Genomic DNA, 23,131 nt, shown 5'->3' with positions numbered 1-23,131 from the left:
GGACAGTAATTGCGGTTGATTTCGCCTGATGCGTGCGATTCCCTGTTCCGGTGTCTAATCTCCGCATCGAACGGGTGGACGACGACGATGCCACGCTTCAGGACTGGCAGTACGTCCACAATCTGATCGTCCCCCCAGCCGCCCTGTCCCTCGACGAGGTGCGCGAGCGCGCCCAGCGCAACCAGTTGGAGGTTGCGTATCTCGACGACGTTCTCGTGGGCTGCACGACGGTACGTCCGCCCGCGACCGACGATCCGTCGACGGCCACCGTGATCGCCCGAGTGCTCCCCGACCACCGCGGGCAGGGTTTCGGGCGAGAACTCTACGAACGAGGGCTGGAGCAGGCGCGAAAGCTTGGCGCCGACGTGATCGAGACGGTTGTCCTGGCATCCAACACCGACGGACTTCGGTTCGCGCAGGCCCTTAGCGAAGCCCCGGGGCGAGTGCCCCGGGGCTTCGTCTTGCGGTCACTCGCCTCGCCCGACATCCACCGCGAGGAGACCGCCATGCATGACCACCGCAAGCTCGGCCGCGAGCTCGGCCTGTTCGACACCGACCCCCTGATCGGCGCGGGACTGCCGTACTGGCTGCCCGACGGCGCGACCGTACGACACACCCTGGAGGAGTACATCCGCACCGCCGAGCGGCGCGCTGGCTACCGGCACGTGTACTCGCCGGTGCTCGGCAAGCGCGAGCTGTACGAGATCTCGGGGCACTGGTCGCACTACAGCGACGACATGTTCCCCCCGATGGACCTCGGCGGTGAGCAGGTCGTCCTGCGGCCGAGCCTGTGTCCACACCACGCCCTGATCTACCGCTCCCGCTCCCACAGCTACCGCGAACTTCCCCTAGCATGGCCGAGTTGGGCGGCATGTACCGCTCCGAGCTGTCAGGCGTGTTCGGCGGACTGACCCGCGTCCGGGCCATCCAGCTGAACGACGCGCACATCTTCTGCACCCTGGACCAGGCCGCCGACGAGGCACGGTCCGCCCTCGAGATGATCCGCCAGGCGTACGAGGCGCTCGGCATCAGCCCCACCCGCTACCGGCTCTCCCTCCCCGGCCCCGGCGGGAAGTACGTCGCCGCCCCCGAGCTGTGGCAGCGGTCCACCGTCTCGCGCGTGCGGCCGATGGTAAAGTTTGGTAACCCCTTACGCAGCACGTGAGTTCGGCCTCCGCACGCGGGCGGTCCCATCATCAGGCTCCAGGTCATTGATCTGGAGCCTTTTTGTTGTCCAGACCAGCCGAAAAGATCCGGAGACCGCAGACCATGGACAACGATGGATTTCCCCTTCAGTTCGCCCGAACCCGCCGCTTCTCACTCGGCGTCCCACGCGACTTCACCGTCTCACCGGACGGCGAGCGGGTGCTGTTCCTGCGGTCCGTTTCGGGGGCCGATCCACGCAACCTGCTGTGGATGTACGAGAACGGAGAGGAGCGGATCCTCGCCGACTCATCCGGACTGGTCGCCTACGCGGCCGACCGGCAGGCCCGGGTCGTGGCCTACGCAGCGGCCGGGGAGCTGTGGACCATACGCACGGACGGTGGTGAGCCCCGCCGTGTCCCGACCGCCGGTCCGGTGGACGATCCGCGCCCCTCGCCGGACGGGAGGCTGATCGGCTACGTCACCGGGGGCGCCCTGCACGTCGTACGGACGGACGGGACGCACGACGTGTCGCTGGCCGAGCCCGAGGCCGACGAGGTCAGCTACGGCCTCGATGACAACGCGGCCACGTTCATCGGCAGGTCGCGCGGCTACTGGTGGTCGCCGGACAGCGATGCGCTGCTCATGGCCAGGGTCGACACCTCGATGGTGGAACGCCGTTATCTCGGCGACCCGTCGAACCCTGCGCAACCGCCCCGGTCGATTCCCTACCCGGCGGCCGGCACGGCCAACGCGTGCACCACGCTGCACTTGGTGACGACTTCCGGCAATCGGACGCCCGTACGGCTGCCGCAACAGGCCCCTGACGAACCCGGTGCGTGGGGCCGCGCCTTCGAGTACGTCGTCAGGGCCGACTGGCAGAACGTCGGGCCGGTGGTGAGCATCCAGACCCGGGACCAGCGCACGATGTGGGTCGTACGGGTCGACCCGGCGACCGGGGACGTCGAACCCTTGTCCTGGCAGAGCGACGACGCCTGGGTGGAGTTCCCGCCCGGCGCCCCGCTGCACACCGCCGCCGGGGTGCCGGTGCTCCCGCAGGTGCGCGGCGACGTACGGACGATCCGAATCGGCAGCGCATTCCCGCCGCCCGATTTGCAGGTGCGCGAGGTACTCGGGGCGGTGGGGGAGCGGGTGCTGTTCACCGCGAGCGAGGAGCCGACGGAGGTGCATGTCTGGTCGTACGAACCCGGGCGCGGCTTCGAACAGCTGACGCGGGAATCGGGAGTGCACACGGCCGCCGCCGGAGGCGACACGTTGGTGCTGGACAGCAGCACACCGGAGGGACACACCCTGACGGTGCTCCGGGGCGGTAGACCGGCGGGCCGGATCGCAGTCCTGGCGGAGCGGCCGGCGGTGCCCTTCCGGCAGGTGCACCTGGTACTGGGGGAGCGTCGGCTGCGCAGCCGACTGCATCTGCCCTCCTGGTACGAGCCGGGTTCGGGGAAGCTGCCGGTGCTGCTCAATCCGTACGCCGGGCCCGGCATGCAGGTGGTGACCAAAGCGCACCGCTGGGACGCCGCGGTGTGCCAGTGGTACGCCGAGCAGGGCTTCGCGGTGGTGGCCACGGACGGCCGCGGCACGCCCGGGCGCGGGGTGCGGTGGCAGCGGGAAATTCTCGGCGACCGGCTCGGGCCCGTACTGGCCGACCAGATCGACGCGCTGCACGCCGCGGCCGAACGGTACGAGGCGCTCGACCTGGACCGGGTGGGTATCCGGGGGTGGTCGTTCAGCGGCTACTTGGCGGCGGGCGCCGTGCTGCACCGTCCCGACGTGTTCCACGCGGCGGTGGCGGGCGCCCCGCCCACCGACCGGCGCCTGTACAACTCGTACTGGGAGGAGCGCTTCCTCGGGCACCCGGACCTCCGTCCCGACAACTACGAGCGCTGCTCGTTGCTCCCGGTGGCCGAGAAACTGACCCGCCCGCTGCTGCTCATCCACGGTCTCGTTGACGAGAACGTGGCTCCGGCCCACACGCTGCGCCTCTCGGCGGCGCTGCTCGCCGCCGGCAGGCCGCACAGCGTGCTGCTGCTGCCCGGGGTGGGCCACCTCATCGCTCGCCCAGGAGTGGCGGACACCCAGCTGCGGATCCAGCTGGACTTCCTCAAGCGTTCGCTGGGTTGTTGATGTGGTGGCGGTGGTCGGGCAGGGACCGCAGCCAGTCGATCAGGAGCCGGTTGACCTCGTCGCCGCGTTCCTGTTGGACCCAGTGCCCGCAGCCGTCGAGGATGTGCGAGCCGGCCAGGCCCGGGAGGGTCGTGGGGTAGGCCTTGATGGCATCGGCCATCCAGGTGGTGGAGGGGTCGAGTTCGCCGCCGATGAACAGCGAGGGCTGGGTCATCGGCGCCCCGTCCCACGCGGCGAGGTCGTCCCAGTCCCGGTCGACGTTGCGGTAGCGGTTGAGTGCCCCGGTGAATCCGGTGCGCTCGAACTCGTCGGCGTAGAAGTCGAGATCGGCCACCGTGAGCCAGGAGGGCAGCGGGTCGTTGACGAAGCGGTCGGAGAGCCTTGCGCCTTGGGGGACGAAGTGGAGGCTGCCGTCAGTGGACGGGGGCGGCATCGTGTCGGCCGAGAGCCCGGCGTAGAACCCCGCCAGCCAGGCGCGGACATCGAGCTCCATCTCCGCCTCGGCCCGCCCGGGCGCCTGGAAGTAACTGACGTAGAACTCCTCGCTCCCGCCGATCCCGGCGAACGCGTCGGTGGGCCGGAAGCTGTTCCTGGGCGCGTACGGAACGCTCAGCAGTCCCACGGCGGTGAAGATCTCCGGCCGCAGCAGCGCCGAGTTCGCGGCGATCGGCGAGCCCCAGTCGTGGCCCACGACCACTGCCGTCTCCTCGCCGAGGGCGTGTACGACCCCGACGTTGTCGGCGACGTGCGCCAGCATCCGGTACGCCTCCACCTCGCGCGGCTTCGACGAACGGCCGTAGCCCCGGACGTCGATGGCGACCGCGCGAAAGCCCGCCGCGGCCAGCGCCGGGAGTTGGCGGCGCCACGAGTACCAGGACTCGGGAAACCCGTGGACCAGCAGGACCAGGGGGCCGCTGCCCTGTTCGACCAGATGGATACGACCGCCGGGGACCTCCACCAAGCGGTGCCGCGCGCCCCCCGGCACCGGCGCGGAAGACGATCGGGCGGGCTGCGACATGCGTCCTCCTGGAGGCTTCGGTGACGTCGTCCACGATCATGCACGGGTGCGGTGGCAGACCGCGAGTAATGTTGCCGGTTTGGCAACCGGCCTATGTGGGGCCGCCGAGGTCGCCTATGGCATCGGCGTAGTAGACCGGGCCCGACAGGTGGAGAGCGAGCTTGCGGAAGGTCCAGCCGGGGCCCGGAGAGTGGTCGAGCTGCTCAGGCGTCAGGGCGTTGAGCCGGTTCACCCAGATCCGGGAGAGCCGGGCGAGCCGGCTGCGGGCCTCGTCGAGGTCGGCGGGGGTGAAGGGGGCGAGGTCGGCCTTCGTGGTGATCGCGGAGGCGGGCCAGTGGTCGGGCTGGGGTTCCTCGCCCGCGAGGCGGGCCTCCAGCTCGGCGAGGTGATCGACAAGATGGTCGGCGACCCTGCGGATCGCCTTGTGGGGGGTGTAGATGCGGTCGTCGGCCGGGAAGGGGCGACCGTCCCATGCCGTCCAGGTCGCCGCGAGCGCCAGAACGTGTTCGACCATGACGGAGACGGCCTCGGCCGGGTCGGGGGTGTGGTTGGTTGGAGCCCCATCCAGGATTCCGGCCGCGAGGGCGAGGGCGTGGTCCCTTCCCGGGCAGAGACGGGGCCGGCTGCCGAAGGTCAGAGGAGGCGGGCCGGACCGTTCCGGGTCGAAGGTCTCCGCGTCCGCGAAGACTTGCGGGTCCCGGTTGGCCACGGCGATGTCCAGGATCACCACGTCACCCTCGGCGATCTCGGTCCCGGCGATGCGGGTGTCACGGACGGCGACCCGGCGCATCGCCCGTACCGGGGGGTCGTGTCGCAGGGTCTCGGCCAGCACCGCCTCGGTGGGGTGCGTGGCTGGGCAGGCGTCAGCCACGCGCCGGGCGTTGTCGACCAGGCCGGCCGTGGTGTCGCACGCCTGCACCAGCAGGCCGATCCGGTTGGCGGCGAGCTCGAGCAGGGCTTCGGACTGCTGGGACCCCAGCATCTGGTGCAGGAGCCAGGCCACGGCCGTGTCGGCGTCCGCGTCCTCCCCGCCGAAGTACACCCCCGCTACGACGGTGATCGCCTTCGCGACGGCGTCAGGGTCCGGGAGCCCCAGCCCCTCGGCGAGGGTCCGGACCACCAGGAGACGGGCGTCGCCGTCGGGGCCGGACTCCGTAGCCGCGCGCAGCGCAGCCGGATCCAGGCGGGCGAGGTCGGACTCCACCAGTGCCCGGCGGCGGGCGTGGGTCTCGCCCGCGCTGAACCGAGCCACCGTTCCGCGCAGCCAGGCCATGCTGCCCGGCGGACCGGACTCGGCGGGCGGCGGTACGAGATGCGGGTCGGCGAGGGCGGCTTGGACGTCGGCGTACCGGCCGAACCGGTGCAGGGAGTTGGTCATGGCCCCGACGGTAGGGCTGGAGTACTTCGGCGCCCGCCGAAGTATGTGTCCGGGTCCTACGCCACGCCCGCGAGAGCCGCGAGCTTGGTGACGGTGTTCCAGTTGCGGGCCGTGGCGGTGAGTCCGAGGCGCTTCTCCCAGAGGGCATGGGAGAGCTTGGTCTTCTGGATGCCGTTCGGGCAGTGGACGTAGATCTCGCGCTCGCCGGGGCGGAACTCGTCCGGTGCGAAGACGGCCGGGTCCAGGTCCTTCAGCTTGTCGGGGTCCACCGGCCCGGAAAGGAACGTCACCAGGAAGCGCGCCGGCTCGATCCCCGCCATGTCGAAGGGGTTCCGCTCGATCACCCCGCGCAGTTCCGCCGCCTCCCGCACGATGCACGGCACCCGGAGCCCCAGTTCGCCGGCGATGCGGTCCTTGAGCTCCACCGCGAGTCGCTCGGGGTCGGCCCAGGCGTGGTCGAACAGGGCGTTTCCGCTCTGGAGGTGGGTACGTACCGCCGTCGCGCCCATCCCGTCGAGCAGTTCGCGCAGCGACTGCATGGGGAGGCGGGCATTGCCCCCGACATTGATGCCGCGCAGCAGCGCTACGTACGTTGTCGTCGCCATACCGGCACCGTAGCTCAGTCCTCGCCGCCCTTCAGGGCCCTGCCGAGGATCCCTGCCGGGTGCGGTGCCTCGGCCTCGACAACAAACGCGGTGAGGCCGCTGCCGGTCCACGTCTCGTGGTCCTCACCGGCGCTCCAGCAGGCCGCCTGACCGGCGGCGATGGGGTGCGGGACGCCGTCCGCGCCGCTCACATGCCCCTCGCCCGCCACGACGATCAGGGCCTGCGGCACCGGCGCCACGTGCCGGCCGATGCGCCCGCCGGGCGCGAGGTGCATGACGCCGGTCGAGACGGCCCCGGTCGTCCCGGCGTGGACCCGGACATGGCGGACGCCGGAGCTGCCGAAGGCGGTGAGTTCGAGGCCGGAGGCGGGACTTGCGTCAACGATCTTCATGAGGGTGATCCTGCCGGAGGTCGTCCATTCGGAGGACGGGGAGCCGGGGAAACGGTTCGGCGGCCGGTGACGTCGATACGTTCGCGGGCATGAACGCGAAGAGTGAGCGTCCGATCGTCACCGAACTGCGGCTGTCCGCCTTCAAGTCGCATCGCGGCGCGAGCTTCGCGCTGGGCCCCCTCACGGTGCTGGCGGGCCCGAGCGGGACCGGCAAGTCGAGTGTCCTGGAGGCCCTGGCCGTACTGGGCCGCCTGGCGGGCGGTGAGGAGCTGGACGAGGTGCTCGCCGCCGAAGCCGGGGTCGTACGGGGCGGGGTCGGGGCCTGCGTGCCGCACGGTGCGCAGCCGGACGCCGAGGGGCGCCGGGGATTCCGGATCGGCTGCACGGCCGACGGGCCGTTGGGGCCGGTCCGACTGGACGTCGCCGTCCAGACCGAGCCCGAACTGCGCATCGTGGGCGAGCGGTTGACCGGCGCTGGCGAGACACTGCTGACCACGGCACTGCGCGACCCGGGACGGCGTACCGTCCAGGCCGCCTGGCACACCGCGGGGGCCGTGCCGGTGACCAGGGCGCCGCTGCCGGACGACCGGCTGGCCACCGCACTGCTGCCGCTGCGCGTCGCCGGGACGACGGAGGGGCAGCGGCTGGTACTGGCGGGCGCGGAGCAGATGGTGGTGGCCCTGCGCGGGGTGTTCGCCGTGGAGCCGCTGCCGCACCGGATGAGGCAGCCGGTGGCGGTGAAGGACGGCATGCTGCGCAAGGCCTGCGACAACCTCTCGGCCGTGCTGCACCGTACCGAGGGCGAGTGCCGGACGCGGCATGCCGCCCTGGTCCGGGCGATGCGGGCGGTGTGCAGCGGGCCGGTCGAAGGGCTGACGACCGTGCCTGCGGGGCCGGATGGCGCCGGCGTCCTGGCCGTCGTCGACCGGGGCCCGCTCGGACTGGTGCCGGTGGACCGGCTCGGCGACGGCGAACTGCGCTTCCTAGCCCTGGGCCTGGTGCTGCTCACCGGCCCCGACGTGCTGGAGGTGGACACCAGCGGGGAACTGCTGCCCGCCTTCCAGGCGCTGACCGTTCTCGCGGACGGCCTCGACCTGGGCCTCGACCGCGCCCAGACCCGCGAGCTGCTGGGCCTGGCCGGCCAGGCGGCCGAGCGCGGGCACATCCGCCTGCTGGGGACGGCCCACGACCCGGCGGTGGCCGAGGGCATGGGCGGGGTGTCGGTCGTGGAGTTCGGCCGCTCGTCCCGGGTGGCAGCCCAGCCTGGCCACGCCGCTCAGCCCGCCCAGGCTGCTGAGGGCGAGGCGCGCGCGGTCGCCGCGATGCGGTAGACCTGGGCAGCGTGACCGAGGATCTGTACGCGCTGCAGCGGCGACTGACCGCCTTCGCGGCGGCCCGCCGCTGGCAGCCGTACCACACGCCCAAGAACCTGGCCGCGGCGCTGAGCGTCGAGGCCTCCGAGCTGCTTGAGATCTTCCAGTGGCTGACGCCCGAGGAGGCCGCCGCCGTGATGGCGGATGATGAGAAGGCGCATCGGGTGAAGGACGAGGTGGCGGACGTCCTGGCGTATCTGCTGCAGTTCTGCGATGTGCTGGGGATCGATCCGCTGGAGGCGCTCACCGCCAAGATCGACCGCAATGAGCTGCGCTTTCCCGCGCCGGGGGAGGGCGACTGACCCGTCCTGCGGGAGTTATCCACAGGGCGGAGGAGGGCCCTTCCCTTCGCGTACGCGATCAGTCACTCTGAGTGAACGACGTGAACGGAAGGGGAGCGGACGACATGGACGCGGCACGGCTCATCGGCAGCACCCGGCGCGCGCTCAAGGAGATCCGGGGAGAGGGAGAACTGCTCGCGGAGGCCTGGCAGGCTCAGGCCCTGGCGGAGGCGGTCATCCGCCACCTCGTACCGGACGGGACAGGGGCGAAGGGACCCCCGGCCGGCCCGGCCCCCCGAGCGGCCCCCGGTCGTGGAGCCGCGCTCACTGAAGTACGGAATCCGGCCGGGGCCCTGCGTGACCTGCGCGAGCTGCTGTCGGAGCTGGGCGCGGTGCTGGTGTCGGCGGCCTGCTCGACCGAGGACGAGGCGGTGTACTGGCAGTGCATCGAGGCCCTGGACGGGGCCGCCGACCGCCGGGATCGGGTGTGCGCGCTGCTCCGCGAGGCCGAAGCGGCCCTGGCGCGGGAGCGAGCGCAGTGAACCGACCCGAGGTCCGGCCCCAGGGCGCCACGGCGAACCGAGCCTCAGGAGGGACGGGGGGTGTCGTCCCAGGCGGTGGGTGCGGTGCCCCGTCCGGAGGACTGGAGATCGGCGTCAAGACCGGCGAGGTCGGCGTTGAGCGCGGCCATCAGCTCTTCCATCTGCTGAAACAGCCCCTTGGGTGCCGCGGCGGGCGAATGTGCCTCGCCTCTCTGCTCGGGCACGGTTTCCTGGGACATCATGGCCTCCTCGGGCCCTGGCCCTCCCGGGGCGCGAGGGCGGTGACGCGTCGTGACCGCCGGCAGCGGCCGCCGACGTGCGGGCCGGGCGGTCCGGCTCCGCCCGAGCCAACGATCACGTGCCCCACCAGTCACTGTGGATACGCCCCGCTGAGGGGCGAGTTGGCCGATTTTCACCCCACTGGGGCACCCGGCCGTGGCCATCGGGGTGACTGTTGACGATCCTCTTCCGCATCGTGCGGTGCAGGATGGGGGTATGGATCTTCGCATTTTCACCGAGCCCCAGCAGGGGGCCACCTACGACACACTCCTCAAGGTCGCCCAGGCCACGGAGGAGCTGGGCTTCGACGCCTTCTTCCGTTCGGACCACTACCTGAGTATGGGCGATTCGGACGGCCTGCCCGGGCCGACCGACGCCTGGATCACCCTCGCCGGGCTCGCCCGCGAGACCAAGCGGATCCGGCTCGGCACGCTGATGACCGCCGCCACCTTCCGGCTTCCCGGCGTGCTCGCCATCGAGGTCGCCGGGGTGGACCAGATGTCCGGCGGACGGGTGGAGCTGGGGATCGGCGCCGGCTGGTACGAGGAGGAGCACACCGCGTACGGCATCCCCTTCCCGAAGGAGAAGTTCGCCCGCCTGGAGGAGCAGCTGGCGATCGTCACCGGGCTCTGGTCGACGCCGGTGGGCCAGCGCTTCTCCTTCGAGGGCACGTACTACCAGCTCAAGGACTCGCCCGCGCTGCCCAAGCCGGCTCAGGCCAAGGTCCCGGTACTGATCGGCGGACACGGCGCCAAGCGCACCCCGCGCCTCGCCGCCCGCTACGCGGACGAGTTCAACGTCCCGTTCGCGTCGGTCGAGGACTCGGACCGGCAGTTCGCCCGGGTCAGGGAAGCCGCTGACGCGGAGGGCCGGAAGGCCGGCGAGATCGTCTACTCCAACGCGCTCGTGACGTGCGTCGGCAGGACCGACGCGGAGGTCGCACGCCGGGCCGCCGCCATCGGCCGCGAGGTCGACCAGCTCAAGGCCGAGGGGCTCGCCGGCACCCCGGCAGAGGTCGTCGACAAGATCCGCCGCTACGCGGAGGTGGGCGCCACCCGCTTCTACCTCCAGATTCTGGACCTCGACGACCTCGACCACCTCGAACTGATTTCCTCTGAGGTCCAGTCGCAGCTCACCTGAGCCCTCAGGAACCTGAAAGCGCACCAACAGCAAGGAGCACCCGCGATGCCCGCCTCCACGAAGCCGCTCGCCGCGGCCCTGGCCGAGGGACCTGTCGTCCTCGACGGCGGCCTGTCCAACCAACTCACCGACCAGGGCTGCGACCTGTCCGACGAACTGTGGTCCGCCCGGCTCCTCGCGGACGCCCCCGAGCAGATCCAGGCCGCCCACGCGGCCTATGTGCGGGCGGGCGCGCGGGTGCTCATCACCTCCAGCTACCAGGCCACCTACGAAGGTTTCGGCAGACGCGGCATCAGCCGTGACGAGACCTCGGCACTGCTCCGGCGCAGCGTCGAGCTGGCCCGGCTGGCGGCCGGTAACCGCGAGGACGTATGGATCGCGGCATCCGTCGGCCCGTACGGCGCGATGCTCGCGGACGGCAGCGAGTACCGGGGCCGCTACGGGCTGAGCGTGAAGGAGCTGGAGGCCTTCCACCGGCCCAGGATCGAGGTCCTGGCCGAGGCGGCCCCCGATGTGCTCGCCCTGGAGACCGTCCCCGACACCGACGAGGCCGAGGCCCTGCTCCGCGCCGTCGAGGGCACCGGCGTCCCGGTCTGGCTCACCTACACCATCGACGGCGACACCACCCGGGCCGGACAGCCGCTGGAGGACGCCTTCAAGCTGGCCGCCGGCGAGGACAACGTCATCGCGGTCGGCGTCAACTGCTGCATACCGGAGGACGCCGACCGGGCCGTGGGCGTCGCGGCCGAGGCCTCCGGCAAGCCGGTCGCGGTCTACCCCAACAGCGGCGAGGCCTGGGACGCCCAGGCCCGATCCTGGCTCGGCGGCTCCACCTTTCAACCGGCGCGCGTGGGCCACTGGGAGAAGGACGGCGCCCGCCTCATCGGCGGCTGCTGCCGGGTGGGACCACGTGAGATCGCCGAGCTGGCCGCCGTCCTGGGCCGCTGACGGGCACGCCGACCCGCGGGAGGAACGGAAAACCCATAGTCCCGGGTCACGCCCGCGCACGATACTCGGACGCGTGTTCCTGACGATCTCCACCACCGGCAGCAAGGGCCTTCCGGCCACCGACCTCGGCTTCCTGCTGCACAAGCACCCCGACAAGGCCCAGGCCTTCTCCACCTCCTACGGCGACGCGCACGTCTTCTACCCCGAGGCGTCCGCCGAGCGCTGCACCGCCGCGCTGTTGCTGGAGGTCGATCCGGTGGCGCTGGTCCGGCGTGGCAAGGGCAAGGGCCGTGGCGGGGCCCCGGACATGTCGCTGGCGCAGTACGTCAACGACCGGCCCTACGCCGCGTCGTCGCTGCTGGCGGTCGCCTTGCGGACGGCGTTCGCCAGCGCGCTTCGCGGCGTGTGCAATGCGCTGCCCGAGCGTGCGGCGAGCCCGCTGCCACTGCGGATCGAGGTGCCGGTGCTACCCGCGCGGGGTGGCGCGGCCCTCGTACGGCGGCTGTTCGAGCCGCTGGGCTGGACGGTGGAGGCCGAAGCGGTCGCGCTGGACGAGCGGTTCCCGGAGTGGGGCGACTCGCGCTACATACGGCTGGTCCTGGAGGGTGAGCTGCGGCTGGCGGACGCGCTGCGGCACCTCTATGTGCTGCTGCCGGTGATGGACGACGCCAAGCACTACTGGGTGTCGCCGGACGAGGTGGACAAGCTGCTGCGGATGGGCGACGGCTGGCTCCCCAGCCACCCAGAGCAGCAGCTGATCACCAGCCGGTATCTGTCGCGGCGCTGGTCGCTGACCCGGCAGGCGCTGGAGCGGCTGGAGTTGGCCAGGCTCGCCGAGGCCGACGACACCGAGGCAGAGGAGATCGACAACGCGATCGACGAGGAGACGGACACCGACGAGAAGCCGGTGCCGCTCGCCGTGCGGCGACGCGAGGCGATCCTGGACGCGCTGCGCGCGGCGGGGGCGAGCCGGGTGCTCGACCTCGGTTGCGGGCAGGGGCAGTTGGTTGGCGCGCTGCTGAAGGATGTGCGCTTCACCGAGATCGTCGGCGTCGACGTCTCGGTCCGCGCGCTCAACGAGGCGGCACGGCGGCTGCGTCTGGAGCGGATGGGGGAGCGACAGTCCTCCCGCCTGACGCTGCTGCAGGGCTCGCTCGCCTACACCGACGCACGCCTGAAGGGCTATGACGCCGCCGTGCTGAGCGAGGTCATAGAGCACCTCGACCTGCCACGGCTGCCCGCTCTGGAGTACGCGGTGTTCGGCGCTGCCCGCCCGGCGACGGTGATCGTGACCACGCCGAACGTCGAGTACAACGTGCGCTGGGAGACGCTGCCCGCCGGGCACGTCCGGCACTCCGACCACCGCTTCGAGTGGACCCGCGAGGAGTTCCGCACGTGGGCGCACCAGGTCGCCGGGCGGCACGGGTACGGCGTCGCGTTCGCACCCGTCGGGCCCGACGACCCCGAGGTCGGACCGCCCACCCAGATGTCTGTGTTCAGCCTGACCAAGACGACCGCGAAGGAGGCGGCAGCATGACCGTACAGTCGGCGAAGCGCACGCTTCCCGTGACCGACCTGTCCCTCGTGGTCCTGGTCGGCAGCACCGGCTCGGGCAAGTCCACCTTTGCCCGCAAGCACTTCAAGCCCACCGAGGTGATCTCCTCCGACTTCTGTCGCGGCCTGGTCGCCGACGACGAGAACGACCAGAGCGCCAGCGGCGACGCCTTCGAGGTCCTCCACTACATCGCGGGCAAGCGGCTCGCCGCCGGCCGACTCACGGTCGTGGACGCCACCAGCGTTCAGCCGGAGAGCCGGAAGCAGCTGGTCCGGCTCGCTCGCGAACACGATGTGCTGCCGATCGCCATCGTGCTGGACGTCCCCGAGCAGGTGTGCGCCGAGCGCAACGCGGGCCGCGCCGACCGCGCCGGTCTCCCGCGCCACGTCATCCAGCGACAGCAGCGCGAGCTGCGCCGCTCGATGAAGCACCTGGAGCGCGAGGGCTTCCGCAAGGTCCACCACCTGCGCGGGGTCGAGGAGATCGAGGCCGCCGAGGTCGTCCTTGAGCGCCGCTACAACGACCTGCGGCACCTGACCGGCCCGTTCGACATCATCGGCGACATCCACGGCTGCCACTCCGAGCTGGAGACCCTGCTCTCCAAGCTCGGCTACGCCGACGGCGTCCACCCCGAGGGCCGCACCGCCGTTTTCGTCGGCGACCTCGTCGACCGTGGCCCCGACAGCCCCGGCGTGCTGCGCCGCGTCATGGGCATGGTTGCCGCCGGCACCGCGCTCTGCGTACCCGGCAACCACGAGAACAAGCTCGCCCGCTGGCTCAAGGGCAAGCAGGTCCAGCACAGTCACGGCCTCGCCGAGACCATCGAGCAGCTCACCCAGGAGGACACCAAGGACCCGGAGTTCAAGGAGCGGGTACGGGAGTTCATCGAGGGCCTGGTCAGCCACTACGTCCTCGACGGCGGCAAGCTGGTGGTCTGTCACGCCGGCCTGCCGGAGAAGTACCACGGCCGCACCTCGGGCCGGGTGCGCAGCTTCGCGCTGTACGGCGACACCACCGGCGAGACCGACGCGTGCGGCCTGCCGGTCCGCTACCCCTGGGCCGAGGACTACCGGGGCCGCGCCGCCGTGGTCTACGGCCACACCCCGAACCCGTCGGCGACCTGGCTCAACAACACCATCTGCCTCGACACCGGCTGCGTCTTCGGCGGCCGGATGACCGCGCTGCGCTGGCCCGAGCGCGAGCTGGTCGACGTACCCGCCGTGCAGGTCTGGTACGAGCCGGCCAAGCCGCTGACCAACGAGGCGCCGGGAGGTCACGACGGCCGCCCGCTCGACCTCGCGGACGTCACGGGGCGCAGGGTCGTCGAGACCACCCACCACGGCCGCGTCGCCGTCCGCGAGGAGAACGCCGCGGCCGCCCTGGAGGTCATGAGCCGCTTCGCCGTCGACCCGCGCCTGCTCGCGTACCTGCCGCCGACCATGTCGCCCTGCGCGACCTCGCAGCTCGACGGCTATCTGGAGCACCCTCACGAGGCCTTCGCCGCCTACCACGAGGACGGCGTACGCCAGGTCATCTGCGAGGAGAAGCACATGGGCTCCCGCGCGGTGGCCCTGGTCTGCCGCGACGCGCAGGCAGCCCGCGAGCGCTTCGGCGTCACCGACGGGGCCACCGGCGCCCTGCACACCCGCACCGGACGGCCGTTCTTCGACGACCCGGCCGTCACCGAGCAGGTGCTGGGCCGGCTGCGGGAGGCGATATCCGCCGCCGGGCTCTGGGACGACCAGGCGACCGACTGGCTGCTGCTCGACGCCGAGTTGCTGCCCTGGTCGCTCAAGGCCTCCGGCCTGCTGCGCAGGCAGTACGCCGCCGTGGGCGCCGCCTCCGGCGCGGTCTTCCCGGGTGCGCTCGCCGCGCTCGATTCGGCCGCCGCCCGTGGCACCGACGTCGCCGGCCTGCTCGCCCGCCAGCGCGAGCGGTCCGCCGACGCCGCCGCCTTCACGGATGCGTACCGCCGCTACTGCTGGACGACCGAAGGCCTGGACGGCGTGCGCCTCGCGCCCTTCCAGATCCTCGCCGTCCAGGGCCGCAGCCTCGCCGCGCTCCCGCACGACGACCAACTCGCGCTGATCGACCGCCTGGTCGCCGCCGACCCCACCGGACTGCTCCAGGAGACCCGCCGCCTGGTGGTCGACACCGGCGACGAGGCTTCTGTCGCCGCCGGCACCGACTGGTGGCTGGAGCTGACCGCGGCCGGCGGCGAGGGCATGGTCGTCAAGCCCCTCCAGGCCCTCCTCCGCAGCGAGTCGGGCAACCGCCTCGTCCAGCCCGGCATCAAGTGCCGCGGCCGCGAATACCTCCGCATCATCTACGGCCCTGAATACACCCGCCCCGACCACCTCACCCGCCTCCGCTCCCGCGCCCTTGGCCACAAGCGCTCCCTCGCCCTCCGCGAATACGCCCTCGGCCTCGAAGCCCTGGACCGCCTCGCCTCCGGCGAGCCCCTCTGGCGCGTTCACGAGGCCGTCTTCGCGGTCCTCGCCCTGGAGTCGGAGCCGGTGGACCCCCGGTTGTGACGCTGCGCGGGGCCCAGGGCGAGGGTGCCGGCGGCGACGGCGCTGGCGAAGGCCACCTCGCTGAGGACGCCGGGCGCGGCCACCTGAGCTGAACCTCTTCGTGCCGCGCTCGCAGCGCTCGGCGCCGGCGCGCCTCCCGCGCTTCGGGTGGCTGCGCCGAACTCCGTCCGGCGGTGGTTTGGCCGGAGGGGTTTGGTGCGGTTCACCAAGCCGTCTTCGCGGTCCTCGCCCTGGATCTGGCCCTGGAGGAGCGACTCGCCGTGCGGCGCGAGGGTGGGGTCCTGGGCGGTGACACGGCCGATCCAGCCCGGGGCGTCGAGGTCGGACAGGGCGAAGGCGTCGCCGCGCCGCTCGCGCAGGGCGAGGTCGAGCAGGGCGGTGCGGCCGCTGTCCCAGACCAGGGAGTCGTCGCCGGGCAGGGCGCGGGCGGCGTCCAGGGAGGTGGCGACGACGACCGGGCCGTGCTCGGGCAGGGTGTCGATCCGGGCGCCGAGTTCCAGGCGGGCGCCCAGGTTCCAGGCGCGCGCCGCCATCCGCTCGATGACGGCGCCCCAACCGCCGACCGGGTATTGGGCCTCGGGCGGCACGGACGCCACCCGCCGCAGCCGTTCCTGGACGAAGGCCGCGGAGAGGCTGCCGGGGTCGTGGTGGAAGACCACCACCGCCGCGTAGTGGGCCGCCGCCCGCGCCGCGCGGCCGCCCACGAGCCCGTCGGCCCAGCCCGCGAAGTCCTGGCCGACCGGGGCCTCGCGCTGGCAGAGCAGCCGCAGCATGCCCAGCGGCGGCATCCGGCGCAGCCGGCCCCCGTACCGGAAGCGCGGCCGCGCGCAGTCGCGGGGCTGGGACTTCGCCAGGGGCCCGGTCAGGCCGCGCTGGGTGAGCCAGGTCCAGTGCGGGCCGGAAGCGTAGAAGGCGTGCGGGCCCTCGTTCGTACGGTAGGCGCCCTCGGAGGTGCGGGCCCGGCCGCCGAGGGCGTCGTGCGCCTCGTAGAGCGTCACCTGCGCGCCCGCCTCGGCGCAGGTGAGCGCCGCCGTCAGCCCGGCGAAGCCGCCGCCGACGACCGTGATGTGCCGCATGGATCGGCCGCATGGGTCGGTCTCCTCGCTCGCTCCCCGCCGTCCTTCACCTCTTGGACGTCACCTCTTGGACGCTGCGGGGGCGCGGGATGTGACATCGGCCCCGTCCTGGCCGAACCGCCGCTAATTCGCGCGAGGAGTGGGAAGGTCATTCCCATGGGCTTCCATGTGGACTCAGAGGCCGGGCGGCTGCACCGCGTGATCCTTCACCGGCCCGATCTCGAGCTGAAGCGACTCACGCCGTCGAACAAGGACGCGCTGCTCTTCGACGACGTCCTGTGGGTGCGCCGGGCACGCGCCGAGCACGACGGCTTCGCGGACGTGCTGCGCGACCGGGGCGTGGAGGTGCACCTCTTCGGTGACCTGCTGCGCGAGACGCTGGCCCTGCCCGAGGCCCGGCGGATGGTCCTCGACCGGGTCTTCGACGAGAAGGAGTACGGTCCCGTGGTCACCGACCACTTCCGTGCGGCCTTCGACGAGCTGTCCGCCGCCGACCTGGTGGAGGCGCTGGTCGGCGGCATGACCAAGCGGGAGTTCCTGGAGCGCTTCGCCGAGCCGACCTCGGTGCGCTTCCACGTCATGGGCGCGGACGACTTCCTGCTCAATCCGCTGCCGAACCACCTCTTCACCCGGGACACCTCGGCCTGGGTCTACGACGGCGTCAGCATCAACGCCATGCGCTGGCCCGCCCGCTGGCACGAGACCATCCACTACGAGGCGGTCTATCAGCACCACCCCCTCTTCGCACCGGGCGGCTTCCACGTCTGGTCGGAGGGACAGGCCGCCTACCCCTCGACCATCGAGGGCGGCGACGTCCTCGTCATCGGCAATGGCGCGGTGCTGATCGGCATGAGCGAGCGCACCACCCCGCAGGCCGTGGAGATGCTCGCCCAGCGGTTGTTCGCGGCCGGTTCGGCCCGCAGCATCGTGGCGCTGGACATGCCGAAGCGGCGGGCGTTCATGCACCTGGACACCGTGATGACGATGATCGACGGTGACACCTTCACCAAGTACGCCGGGCTCGGCATGCTCCGCTCGTACACCATCGGGCCGGGCGCGGGCGAGCGCGATCTGAAGGTCACCGACCACCCACCGGATCACATGCACCGGGCGATCGCGGCCGCGCTGGGGCTGGACGACATCCGGGTGCTCACCGCGACCCAGGACGTGCACGCGGCGGAGCGCGAGCAGTGGGACGACGGGTGCAATGTGCTGGCCCTGGAACCGGGCGTGGTGCTCGCCTACGAACGCAATGTCACGACCAATACCTATCTGCGCAAGCGCGGCATCGAGGTGATAGAGATCCCCGGGAGCGAACTGGGGCGGGGACGCGGCGGCCCGCGCTGCATGAGCTGTCCCATCGAGCGGGACGCCGTGTAAGGCACCGTATAAGGATGCGGAGCGTCGTATAGACTTCCAGTTAGTCAGTCCTATTGCCCTACGACCGCGACCTAGGAGCCCCCATGGCCATCGACCTCACGGGCCGCCACTTCCTCAAGGAGCTGGACTTCACCACCGAGGAGTTCCGCCACCTGGTGGAGCTGGCCGCCGAGCTGAAGGCGGCCAAGCGAGCGGGCACCGAGGTCCAGCGGCTGCGGGGCAGGAACATCGCCCTGGTCTTCGAGAAGACGTCGACGCGGACTCGCTGCGCCTTCGAGGTCGCCGCCGCCGACCAGGGCGCCTCGACCACGTATCTCGACCCGGCCGGCTCACAGATCGGGCACAAGGAGTCGGTCAAGGACACCGCCCGCGTCCTCGGCCGGATGTTCGACGGCATCGAATACCGTGGAAACGGCCAGCAGATCGTCGAGGAACTGGCGGCGTACGCGGGCGTGCCCGTGTGGAACGGCCTCACCGACGAGTGGCACCCCACGCAGATGCTGGCCGACGTGCTCACCATGACCGAGCACAGCGCCAAGCCGCTGGAGGAGATCGCCTACGCCTACCTCGGCGACGCCCGCTACAACACCGGCAATTCACTGCTGATCACCGGCGCCCTGCTCGGCATGGACGTACGGATCGTGGCGCCCAAGCGGCTCTGGCCGGACGACGCCGTGGTCGCCGTGGCACACCGCCTCGCGGCGAGCACCGGCGCCCGCGTCACGCTCACCGAGGACGTGTCCGAGGGAGTGCGCGGCGCGGACTTCGTCCACACGGACGTCTGGGTCTCGATGGGCGAGCCCAAGGAGGTCTGGGACGAGCGGATCGCGCTGCTCGGCCCCTACGCCGTCACCGCCGAGGTGCTGGCCGCCACCGGCAACCCGGATGTGAAGTTCATGCACTGCTTGCCCGCCTTCCACGACCTGGGCACCAGAGTCGGCCAGGAGATCTACGAACGGCACGGGCTGACCTCCCTCGAGGTCACCGACGAGGTCTTCGAGTCGCCGCGCTCCGTCGTCTTCGACCAGGCCGAGAACCGCATGCACACGATCAAGGCGATCCTGGTGGCCACCCTGGCGTGAGCCCGCGCCAGCCGTCGGCTGTGCCATCCGGCGGTGGCAGCGATCGGCGTCGTACGGTGGTGGGATGAACAGGCGTCGGCCGAACGGGACGGGATCGCGGTGCTGCCGTGAGCGCTGAACTCGACCTCTCCCTCGGCCCGATCGCGTACGAGGACACCGGCGGCGACGGACCGGTGGTGGTCCTGTTGCACGGCCTGACGCAGGACGGGACGCTGTGGCGGCATGTCGTCGCCGACCTGCGGGCCGACTTCCGGTGCGTGGTGCCGACGCTTCCCGAGGGCAGCCACCGCAAGCCCATGCGGGCGGAGGCCGAGCTGACGCCGCAGTCGGTGGCGGACCTGGTGGCCGAGTTCCTGGACCGGCTGGACCTCACCGACGTCACGCTGGTCGAGAACGACTCGGGCCGCGCCCAGACCGTGGCCGTCCAGCATCCCGAACGCCTGGCGCGGCTCGTCCTGGTCGCCTGCGAGGCGCTGGACAACTATCCGCCGGGTCTGCCCGGCAAACTGCTGGTGCTGGCCGCACGGATCCCCGGCGGGCTCAACGCCGTTGTGCGGCTCCTGGCTCTGAAGTCCTTGCGCCGGCTGCCCATCGGGCTCGGCGCGATGACGAAGCGCCCGGTGCCGGACGAGGTCGTGGACGGCTGGTTGGAGCCCCTGCTCACCGACCCGGCCATCCGCCGCGACCTGCGCCGCTATCTGCTCGGTACCCGTAAGGGCGAGCTGGTGGAGGCCGCCGAGGGGCTCCGCGCGTTCGACCGCCCCGCCCTCGTCGTCTGGGCCGAGGACGATCTGCTGATGCCCCGCGACCACGGCCTGCGGCTGGCGGCGCTGCTCCCGCAGGGGCGACTGGTCGAGATCGCCGACTCGCGCACGCTCATCCCCGAGGACCAGCCGACCGCCCTGGTCAAGGCGCTGCGGAAGTTCATCCGCGACACGCTCCGACCAGCGTCGTCCGGGCCGGAGCCGACCCGTCCGAGTTGAGGCTCCGCCGCGCGAGGATAACGCTGGGGGAGTGGACACCGACAGCGGGGACGAGGACGACCGCGAGGTGGTGGAGTGGGCCTTCGAGCAGGCGTCGGTCTCCATGTCCAGCTTCGACACCCAGCAGCGCTACCTGCGGCTGAATGACACGGCCTGCCGGGTGATGGGCGTCGATGAGTCGACGCTGCGGGGGCGGTACTTCCCGGACACCGTCGAGAACGCGGAGCACAGCCAGGGCTTCCTGGCGCATCTGCGCGAGGTGGCGCAGTCCGGGCGCCCCGTGCACTACGAAAGCCACACCCGCGCCCCGTCGGGGACCCGGGAACACGCCTGGAACACCGAGATGTGGCCGGTCCGGGACCCCTCGGGGCGGGTACGTGCCGTGGCGCTGGCGGCCTTCGACAGCAGCGAGCAGCACTGGGCGCGACAGCGGATGGCGCTGCTCAACGAGGCCGCCGCCGCCATCGGCACCACGCTCGACGTGACGCGCACCGTCCAGGAACTCGCCGTAACGGTGGTACCGAGGTTCGCCGATTTCGCCAGCGTGGACCTGCTGGAGTCGGTGGTGCTCGGGGACGAACCTACCGCCGGCCCGGTCGATGGCGCGGTGGTGATGCGGAGGGTGACCCACCGCTCGCCGACCGAGGGCACCCCGGAGGCGGTCATCGACCTGGGCGCGGCCGGCACCTACCCGGCGTTCTCGCCGCCCGCCCGGGGACTGCTGTCCGGCAGGCCGGTGCTGAGCGGCACCGGGGACCCCGACTTCGACCAGTGGATCGCCGGGCACCGCGCCAGAGCCGCCAAGTCCCGGGGCGAGAACATCCGCTCCGTCCGACCGGCAAGACCATCTGGACCGAGCAGGCGTTGCCGTAGGACCGCCCAAGGCCCAGGCCTAGATGTCGCGGAAGGTCTCGATCCGGGCGCCGATCGAGTTGAGCCGATCGGCCAGGTCCTCGTAACCGCGGTTGATCACATAGACGTTGCGCAGCACGCTGGTCCCCTCCGCCGCCAGCATCGCCAGCAGCACGACCACCGCGGGCCGCAGCGCGGGCGGGCACATCATCTCGGCGGAGCGCCAGCGCGTCGGGCCCTCGACCAGCACCCGGTGAGGGTCCAGGAGCTTGACGTTGGCGCCGAGCCGGGTCAGCTCGGTGAGGTAGATCGCGCGGTTGTCGTAGACCCAGTCATGGATGAGGGTCGAGCCCTGCGCCATGGCGGCGATGGCCGCGAAGAAGGGCACGTTGTCGATGTTGAGGCCCGGGAAGGGCATCGGGTGGATCTTGTCGATGGGGGAGCGGAGCTTCGACGGGCGTACGGTCAGGTCGATGAGCCTCGTACGGCCGTTGTCGGCAGGGTATTCGGGCGAGCGCTCGTGGTCGATGCCCATCTCCTCCAGGACGGCCAGCTCGATCTCCAGGAACTCGATCGGCACGCGCCTGATGGTCAGTTCCGACTGGGTGACCACGGCGGCCGCGACCAGGCTCATCGCCTCGACCGGGTCCTCTGACGGCGCGTAGTCCACGTCGCGGTCGATGTGCGGCACGCCGTGCACGGTGAGGGTCGTGGTGCCGATGCCCTCGACCTTGACGCCGAGCTGCTCCAGGAAGAAGCACAGGTCCTGGACCATGTAGTTGGAGCTGGCATTGCGGATGACGGTGACCCCGTCGTTGCGGGCGGCGGCCAGCAGCGCGTTCTCGGTGACCGTGTCGCCGCGCTCGGTCAGCACGATCGGGCGGGTGGGCGAAGTGTCGCGGTGCACCTGGGCGTGGTACATGCCGGTGGTGGCGGTGACCTCCAGCCCGAAGTGCCGAAGCGCCGTCATGTGCGGCTGCACGGTGCGCGTACCGAGGTCGCAGCCACCCGCGTACGGAATGCGGAAGCGGTCGGTGCGGTGCATCAGCGGCCCAAGGAACATGATGACGCTGCGCGTGCGGCGCGCGGCCTCGGTGTCCATCGACTCCAGGTCGAGGCGGGCCGGGGGCACGATCTCGAGGTCGTTGCCGTCGTTGATCCAGCGGGCCCGGACGCCGATGCTGGCCAGCACCTCCAGGATCCGGTTGACCTCCTCGATGCGGGCAACGCGGCGCAGCGTCGTGCGCCCCGCATTGAGCAGCGAGGCGCACAGCAGGGCCACGCAGGCGTTCTTGCTGGTCTTGACGTCGATGCTGCCGGACAGCCGGCGACCGCCGACGACGCGCAGATGCATCGGTCCCGCGTAGCCGAGGGAGATGATTTCGCTGTCGAGTGCTTCACCGATTCGGGCGATCATCTCAAGGCTGATGTTCTGATTACCGCGTTCAATACGGTTCACCGCGCTCTGACTGGTGCCCAGCGCCTCCGCGAGCTGCACCTGTGTCCAGCCCCGGTGCTGGCGGGCGTCACGGATGAGCTTCCCGATACGTGCGAGGTAGTCGTCTCCCATGGGGCGAGACTATCTCACATATGAGATGTTGGCTCGCGCAGACCGCGCTCGAAGTCCAGCAACTGCCGCTTGCGGGCCAGCCCGCCGCCGTAGCCGGTGAGGCTGCCCGTCGAGCCGACCACCCGGTGGCAGGGCACGATGATGCCCACCGGGTTGCGCCCGTTGGCCAGGCCAACGGCCCGGGAGGCGGTCGGCTGCCCGAGGCGGTCGGCGAGTTGCCCGTACGAGACCACCGAGCCGTACGGGATGCCCTGGAGGGCCGCCCAGACGCGCCGCTGGAACGGTGTGCCGTGCAGCGCCAGTGGCAGGTCGAAGGCAGTCAGCTCGCCCGCGAAGTAGGCCGCCAGCTGCTCGACGGCGGCGTCGAAACCGGCGGGGTCGCGCGCGCCGAAGGTCTCCTCCGGCGGCCGGTGCCGCTGCTCGGTCATGTAGAGCCCGGCCAGGACACCGTCGTCGGCGACCAGGGTCAGCGGCCCGACCGGGCTGTAGGTCATGGCGTGCGTACGCATGTCAGGATCCGTTCGAAGGCAGGAAGTTGATCGGGTGGTCGCCGGTGGCCCAGAGGTACTGGACGGCGTACGCGCGCCATGGCCGCCAAGCGGCGGAGTGCCTGACCAGCGCGCCCGGCGTGGCGGGCAGGCCCAGGGCGCGGGCCGCGTGCCGGACGCCGAGGTCGGTGGGCAGGAAGGCGTCGGGGTCGCCCAGCGCCCGCATGGCGATGGCCTCGACCGACCAGGGGCCGATGCCGGGGAGGGCGGCGAGCCGTTCGCGGGCCCGGTCCCAGTCGGCGCCGACGCCGAGGTCGACCTCGCCGGCCGCGAGCGCGGCGACCAGGCCGGTCAGCGTCGCCCGCCG

Annotated in this window: 21 protein-coding genes and 3 pseudogenes; 14 read left to right on the top strand and 10 right to left on the bottom strand. The window is 71.5% G+C overall.

What is annotated here, in order from left to right; translation table 11 throughout:
• Positions 1-50: 50 nt before the first annotated feature.
• From EFK10_RS07590 to EFK10_RS07580, 3 genes and pseudogenes are all read left to right on the top strand, one after another.
• Positions 51-419, top strand: a pseudogene (locus EFK10_RS07590) (GNAT family N-acetyltransferase); the annotation flags it as partial.
• Positions 420-506: 87 nt separating this feature from the next.
• A pseudogene (locus EFK10_RS07585) lies at positions 507-1,111 on the top strand (aminoacyl--tRNA ligase-related protein); the annotation flags it as partial.
• Between the two features lie 158 nt (positions 1,112-1,269).
• A complete protein-coding gene (locus tag EFK10_RS07580; RefSeq protein ID WP_127354969.1) occupies positions 1,270-3,288 on the top strand; it encodes a prolyl oligopeptidase family serine peptidase in 2,019 nt (672 codons plus the stop codon).
• Here EFK10_RS07580 and EFK10_RS07575 read toward each other — a convergent pair.
• From EFK10_RS07575 to EFK10_RS07555, 4 genes are all read right to left on the bottom strand, one after another.
• A complete protein-coding gene (locus EFK10_RS07575; RefSeq protein WP_127354968.1) occupies positions 3,266-4,306 on the bottom strand; it encodes an alpha/beta fold hydrolase in 1,041 nt (346 codons plus the stop codon). The two genes, EFK10_RS07580 and EFK10_RS07575, sit on opposite strands and share 23 nt — an antisense overlap.
• A gap of 91 nt (positions 4,307-4,397) precedes the next feature.
• Positions 4,398-5,684, bottom strand: a complete 1,287-nt coding sequence (locus EFK10_RS52575) for a cytochrome P450 (protein WP_206305347.1) — start codon at positions 5,682-5,684, stop codon at positions 4,398-4,400.
• A 56-nt stretch (positions 5,685-5,740) separates the two neighbouring features.
• Positions 5,741-6,289: a DUF1697 domain-containing protein gene (locus EFK10_RS07560; protein WP_127354967.1), complete on the bottom strand. Its 549-nt coding sequence runs from the start codon at positions 6,287-6,289 to the stop codon at positions 5,741-5,743.
• A gap of 14 nt (positions 6,290-6,303) precedes the next feature.
• Positions 6,304-6,681, bottom strand: coding sequence for a cupin domain-containing protein (locus EFK10_RS07555; protein WP_127354966.1), 378 nt, complete (start codon positions 6,679-6,681; stop codon positions 6,304-6,306).
• Between the two features lie 89 nt (positions 6,682-6,770).
• Here EFK10_RS07555 and EFK10_RS07550 point away from each other — a divergent pair, with 89 nt between their 5' ends.
• The 3 genes from EFK10_RS07550 to EFK10_RS07540 all read left to right on the top strand — a co-directional run bounded on the left by EFK10_RS07550 (position 6,771) and on the right by EFK10_RS07540 (position 8,877).
• Entirely contained in the window at positions 6,771-8,012 is a 1,242-nt protein-coding gene (locus EFK10_RS07550) for an AAA family ATPase (protein WP_240677057.1), read from the top strand.
• 11 nt (positions 8,013-8,023) lie between these two features.
• Positions 8,024-8,356, top strand: a complete 333-nt coding sequence (locus EFK10_RS07545; protein WP_127354965.1) for a nucleotide pyrophosphohydrolase — start codon at positions 8,024-8,026, stop codon at positions 8,354-8,356.
• 104 nt (positions 8,357-8,460) lie between these two features.
• Positions 8,461-8,877, top strand: coding sequence for a DUF6099 family protein (locus tag EFK10_RS07540; protein WP_127354964.1), 417 nt, complete (start codon positions 8,461-8,463; stop codon positions 8,875-8,877).
• A gap of 44 nt (positions 8,878-8,921) precedes the next feature.
• Here the strand turns inward: EFK10_RS07540 and EFK10_RS07535 are convergent, their stop codons facing one another.
• A complete protein-coding gene (locus EFK10_RS07535; RefSeq protein ID WP_127354981.1) occupies positions 8,922-9,116 on the bottom strand; it encodes a hypothetical protein in 195 nt (64 codons plus the stop codon).
• A 256-nt stretch (positions 9,117-9,372) separates the two neighbouring features.
• On the opposite strand from EFK10_RS07535, the gene EFK10_RS07530 reads away from it, so the two are divergent.
• From EFK10_RS07530 to EFK10_RS07515, 4 genes are all read left to right on the top strand, one after another.
• Positions 9,373-10,296, top strand: coding sequence for an LLM class F420-dependent oxidoreductase (locus EFK10_RS07530; RefSeq protein WP_127354963.1), 924 nt, complete (start codon positions 9,373-9,375; stop codon positions 10,294-10,296).
• A 45-nt stretch (positions 10,297-10,341) separates the two neighbouring features.
• Positions 10,342-11,244: a homocysteine S-methyltransferase gene (mmuM, locus tag EFK10_RS07525; protein ID WP_127354962.1), complete on the top strand. Its 903-nt coding sequence runs from the start codon at positions 10,342-10,344 to the stop codon at positions 11,242-11,244.
• A 73-nt stretch (positions 11,245-11,317) separates the two neighbouring features.
• A complete protein-coding gene (locus EFK10_RS07520) occupies positions 11,318-12,781 on the top strand; it encodes a 3' terminal RNA ribose 2'-O-methyltransferase Hen1 (protein WP_127354961.1) in 1,464 nt (487 codons plus the stop codon).
• Entirely contained in the window at positions 12,778-15,333 is a 2,556-nt protein-coding gene (locus EFK10_RS07515) for a polynucleotide kinase-phosphatase (protein ID WP_127354960.1), read from the top strand. The genes EFK10_RS07520 and EFK10_RS07515 overlap by 4 nt, the downstream gene beginning before the upstream one ends.
• Here the strand turns inward: EFK10_RS07515 and EFK10_RS07510 are convergent.
• Positions 15,273-16,409, bottom strand: a complete 1,137-nt coding sequence (locus EFK10_RS07510) for an NAD(P)-binding protein (protein ID WP_127354959.1) — start codon at positions 16,407-16,409, stop codon at positions 15,273-15,275. The two genes, EFK10_RS07515 and EFK10_RS07510, sit on opposite strands and share 61 nt — an antisense overlap.
• Before the next feature lie 156 nt (positions 16,410-16,565).
• On the opposite strand from EFK10_RS07510, the gene EFK10_RS07505 reads away from it, so the two are divergent.
• The 4 genes and pseudogenes from EFK10_RS07505 to EFK10_RS52570 all read left to right on the top strand — a co-directional run.
• Positions 16,566-17,789 (top strand): arginine deiminase, encoded by a 1,224-nt coding sequence (locus tag EFK10_RS07505; RefSeq protein WP_127354958.1) that lies wholly within the window; start codon positions 16,566-16,568, stop codon positions 17,787-17,789.
• An 83-nt stretch (positions 17,790-17,872) separates the two neighbouring features.
• Complete coding sequence (argF, locus tag EFK10_RS07500; protein WP_127354957.1) at positions 17,873-18,871, top strand: ornithine carbamoyltransferase; 999 nt, start codon at positions 17,873-17,875, stop codon at positions 18,869-18,871.
• A gap of 107 nt (positions 18,872-18,978) precedes the next feature.
• Positions 18,979-19,854 carry an alpha/beta fold hydrolase gene (locus EFK10_RS07490; RefSeq protein ID WP_127354956.1) on the top strand — a complete coding sequence of 292 codons (876 nt, stop codon included), beginning with the start codon at positions 18,979-18,981 and terminating at the stop codon, positions 19,852-19,854.
• A gap of 103 nt (positions 19,855-19,957) precedes the next feature.
• Positions 19,958-20,227: pseudogene (locus tag EFK10_RS52570) on the top strand (PAS domain-containing protein); the annotation flags it as partial.
• On the opposite strand, the gene EFK10_RS52565 reads toward EFK10_RS52570, so the two are convergent.
• The 4 genes from EFK10_RS52565 to EFK10_RS07470 all read right to left on the bottom strand — a co-directional run.
• Positions 20,140-20,520: a hypothetical protein gene (locus tag EFK10_RS52565; RefSeq protein WP_322973290.1), complete on the bottom strand. Its 381-nt coding sequence runs from the start codon at positions 20,518-20,520 to the stop codon at positions 20,140-20,142. The pseudogene EFK10_RS52570 and the gene EFK10_RS52565 sit on opposite strands and share 88 nt — an antisense overlap.
• 226 nt (positions 20,521-20,746) lie before the next feature.
• Positions 20,747-22,276 carry a UDP-N-acetylglucosamine 1-carboxyvinyltransferase gene (locus EFK10_RS07480; RefSeq protein WP_127354955.1) on the bottom strand — a complete coding sequence of 510 codons (1,530 nt, stop codon included), beginning with the start codon at positions 22,274-22,276 and terminating at the stop codon, positions 20,747-20,749.
• A 14-nt stretch (positions 22,277-22,290) separates the two neighbouring features.
• The gene (locus EFK10_RS07475) at positions 22,291-22,785 is read right to left on the bottom strand and encodes a methylated-DNA--[protein]-cysteine S-methyltransferase (RefSeq protein ID WP_127354954.1); all 495 of its coding nucleotides are present in this window, start codon (positions 22,783-22,785) and stop codon (positions 22,291-22,293) included.
• Position 22,786: 1 nt separating this feature from the next.
• Positions 22,787-23,131, bottom strand: a 345-nt coding sequence (locus EFK10_RS07470) for a DNA-3-methyladenine glycosylase family protein (protein ID WP_407647013.1), incomplete at its 5' end; no start/stop codon positions are given.

It is taken from the genome of Streptomyces soli, from assembly GCF_003999195.1.
GTDB lineage: Bacteria > Actinomycetota > Actinomycetes > Streptomycetales > Streptomycetaceae > Actinacidiphila > Actinacidiphila soli.
Note: the sequence above shows the minus strand (reverse complement) of the source record. Positions and strands in the feature narration are given on the sequence as shown.